We start from the raw sequence: 3,423 nt of genomic DNA on the forward strand, positions 1-3,423 counted from the left end.
GCGGCAGCGCCGGCAGGGTGATCAACTTGCCGAGGATGGCGGTGACGCCCCACAGCAGGACACAGAAGTGGATCTGCCAAAGCGCTTTGCGGGTGTCGGGTGTGCTCATCGGCGTATTGTGAGGCAAGCCGCATCGGCGGGCGATGCCTGTGGCATGCTCGCGGCGTTGCCACGAGGGAGCCGTGCATGCCTGCTGCCCGTTTTCTTCTGCTGCGCGGCTGGGCGCTGTTGACCGCGCTGGTCGCGGCAGCATCGCTGCTGCTGCAGTTTGCCCTGCTGATGCGTGGCATCGGCGCCAGCCTGGGACTCGGCGTGGCGAGCCTGCGCTTCTTCAGCTACTTCACCATCCTCAGCAATCTGGCCGTGTGCCTGGGCTGCCTCTGGCTCTGCAGCGGCCGCGCACTGCGACCTACGGTAGCCGCCACCCTGGCACTGTGCATCGGCGTCACCGGCCTGATCTATCTGCTGGCGCTGCAGGGGTTGTGGCAGCCAACTGGCCTGCAATGGTGGGCCGATGTCGGCTTGCACTACGTGGTGCCGCTGCTGTATCTGGCCGGTTGGGCGGGGCTGCTGCCACATGGTGGCCTGCGCTGGCGTGCGTTGGGTGTGGTCCTGCTGGTGCCGCTGGCCTACCTGGGCTGGGCGATGCTCACGGCCTCGTGGCTGGGCAGCGCACCGTATCCGTTCCTGGAAGTACAGCGGATCGGTTCGCGTGCATTCGGCCTCAGCGTGCTGCGCGTCGGCGGGGTGTTCGTGCTGGGCTGGACACTGCTGTGGGCAGTGGATCGCTGGCGCCGTCGATGACCCGCTGCAGTGCCATCGCCGCCGCCGGATTGCGCACCTTGCCGGCACCGATGCACAGCAGGTAGACATCGCGCGGCGCGGCAGGGGCCGGTGCGGCCAGGCAGGGCAGGTCGTCCACCGCCTCACCCCGGGCCCAGCACCGCGCGCGCGTGGCCCAGCGCTGCTGCATCGGCTGGGGAAGACCTTCGGCCAGTCTGGCCTGGCTGCGTTTGATCCGTGCATAGACGAAGCTGGCGGTGATGTCGCCATGCAGCGGCGATTCGTCGCTGTCTTCGATCACCAGGGCCACGCCATGCCGGCGCGCCGCTTCCACCAGTTCCGGCCCATGGACGCATGCGTTGCGCACCTCCAACGCATGCTGCAACCCCGTTCCATCCAGCTGCTTGGGCAGCTGTGCCATGAAGGCATCCAGCGCCGCGGCATCGGCCGGGTGCTGCGGGTCGAACTGCCAGAGCAACGGGCCCAGCCGGTCGCCCAGCGCGACGGCCGCCTGCAGGAACGCGCTGGCCGCCTCGATCGTGGACGACAGGTCGCGACGCTGCGCCAGATGACGCGGGGCCTTCATCGAGAACCGGAAACCTTCCGGCGTCTGCGCTGCCCATTGCGCGCACTGGGTCGCTGTCGGGGTGCGGTAGAAGGTGCCGTTGATTTCGATGCAGCGCAACGCGCGGCTGGCATAGGCCAGCTCTTCGCGTTGGATCAGRCCGGGCGGATAGAAGGCGCCACCACGCCATTGCGGGAACACCCAGCCGCCGATACCGCAGCGCACCGGCGCCGCAGACCCATGCCGTGCCGTCATTGCGTGTGTTCCCCCCGCCACGGATCGTAACTGCCGAACCACCACAGGTAGCCTTCCGGGTCGGCACAGGCATAGCCACGTCCGCCGTAGGCCTGGTCGGCAATGTCGATGACGATGCGCGCACCGGCAGCCTTGGCACGGACGTAGTGCGCGTCGACATCGGTGACGATCACGCAGGCACTCTGGGTCTGCCGGCCACCGACTTCATCGGGCATCACCGCCAGCTTGGCCCATTCGCCGCTGTTGCTGGCAGATCCGAGCATGATCATGCCCTGGCCGAATACCAGCTGGGCGTGATGCACAGTATCGCCGTCGGCATGCACGGCCTGCGCGTGGAAACCGAACGCGCGCTGCAGCCAGTCGATGGCGGCCAGCGCATCGCGGTAGCGCAGGCACGGAATGATGGTGGAGCCGTTGCTGCTCTGGCCGTTCGCACCCATGACACCCCTCCTATGGCACAGGGCAGGCTGCACCCGGGGCCGTTACCATCGCGCGAAACCCCGGTGACGGCCTGCACATGGCCGCTACCCCTGTTCGGAGATGGTGCTGGATGAAAACCTGGATCGGAGGAGCCGTGCTGCTTGCGTGCACGACCATGGCCAATGCGGCGACCCCGCAGCAGCTGCAGGACCTGGATGCGACCGTGGAGCGCGTGCGCGCGCAGTTCGACGTGCCCGGTATCGCCGTGGCCGTGGTCAAGGACGGGCAGGTGGTGCTGGAACGCGGCTGGGGCGTGCGTGAGCTGGGCAAGCCGGCGCCGGTCGAGGCCGATACCCTGTTCGCCATCGCCTCCAACACCAAGGCCTTCACTGCCACCTCGCTGAATCTGCTGGCCGAGGACGGCAAGCTGAAGATGGACGACAAGGTGATCGACCACCTGCCATCGTTCCGCATGTCCGATCCGTTCGTGACCGGGCAGATGACGATCCGAGACCTGCTTTCCCACCGCAGTGGCCTGAGCCTGGGCGCAGGCGACCTGCTGTTCTGGCCGACCACCTCCTACAGCAATGCCGAAGTCGTGCAGCGCCTCGGCCAGGTGCCGCTGAAGGGCGGTTTCCGCGAGCGCTATGCCTACGACAACATCCTGTATGCGGTCGCCCAGCAGGTGATCGAGCACGTTTCAGGCATGAGCTACCAGCAGTTCCTGCAGACACGCATCTTCGACAAGGTCGGCATGGCCGGCACGCGCTACAACGCCGATCACCTCAAGGCCGGTGACAACGCTGCGGTCGGCCACGCCAAGTACGATTTCAAGGACCTGCGCACCGTTGCACCGTTGACCTGGTCGAACAATGCCGGTGCCGGTGGCATCTATTCCAGTGCCCACGACATGGCACGCTGGATGCAGGTGCAGCTGGCCGAAGGCAAGCTGGCCGATGGCACTGCGCTGTTCACCGCCAAGAGCCAGCAGCAGATGTGGCAGATGATCACGCCGCAGACGATCCCGGCGCCGAGCGTGCCGGAGCTGGCACCGGCGCGGGCCAACTTCGCCGGCTATGGCGAGGGCTGGAGCCTGAGCGACTATCGCGGGCAGAAGCTGGTCTGGCACACCGGTGGCTGGCCGGGCATGGTTTCGCGGCTGACCCTGGTGCCGGGCGAGAAGCTGGGCGTGGTGGTGCTGACCAACCAGGAAGTGGGGGCCGCCTTCAATGCGATCACGCTGAGCGTGCTCGATGCCTACCTTGGCGGTGAAAAGCACGACTGGGTGGATGCCTATGCCAAGGGCGTGGCCAAGGGCCAGGACAAGGCCGACGAAGCGTGGGCCAAGCACCAGGCCGCATTGAAGGCGGCCCCCACTTCCTGGTTGGTCAGCACCACCA

General features: G+C 67.0%; 4 protein-coding genes and 1 pseudogene. 2 read left to right on the forward strand and 3 right to left on the reverse strand.

Features of this window, described 5'->3' with window-relative positions; genetic code table 11:
• A pseudogene (locus AB4Y84_RS16730) lies at positions 1–109 on the reverse strand (EamA family transporter); the annotation flags it as partial.
• 77 nt (positions 110–186) lie between these two features.
• Here AB4Y84_RS16730 and AB4Y84_RS16735 point away from each other — a divergent pair.
• Positions 187–804 carry a Pr6Pr family membrane protein gene (locus tag AB4Y84_RS16735; RefSeq protein ID WP_312785616.1) on the forward strand — a complete coding sequence of 206 codons (618 nt, stop codon included), beginning with the start codon at positions 187–189 and terminating at the stop codon, positions 802–804.
• Here AB4Y84_RS16735 and AB4Y84_RS16740 read toward each other — a convergent pair.
• Complete coding sequence (locus AB4Y84_RS16740) at positions 725–1,603, reverse strand: DUF72 domain-containing protein (protein WP_442243765.1); 879 nt, start codon at positions 1,601–1,603, stop codon at positions 725–727. The two genes, AB4Y84_RS16735 and AB4Y84_RS16740, sit on opposite strands and share 80 nt — an antisense overlap.
• A complete protein-coding gene (locus AB4Y84_RS16745; RefSeq protein ID WP_442243764.1) occupies positions 1,600–2,043 on the reverse strand; it encodes a VOC family protein in 444 nt (147 codons plus the stop codon). Before AB4Y84_RS16745 ends, AB4Y84_RS16740 begins: the two co-directional genes overlap by 4 nt.
• A 110-nt stretch (positions 2,044–2,153) precedes the next feature.
• On the opposite strand from AB4Y84_RS16745, the gene AB4Y84_RS16750 reads away from it, so the two are divergent.
• Positions 2,154–3,423 (forward strand): serine hydrolase domain-containing protein (locus tag AB4Y84_RS16750; protein ID WP_442250480.1); only part of this gene is annotated, 1,270 nt, incomplete at its 3' end.

The sequence above is a fragment of the Stenotrophomonas sp. 2YAF22 genome, assembly GCF_052114665.1.
Classification (GTDB): Bacteria; Pseudomonadota; Gammaproteobacteria; order Xanthomonadales; family Xanthomonadaceae; genus Stenotrophomonas; species Stenotrophomonas indicatrix.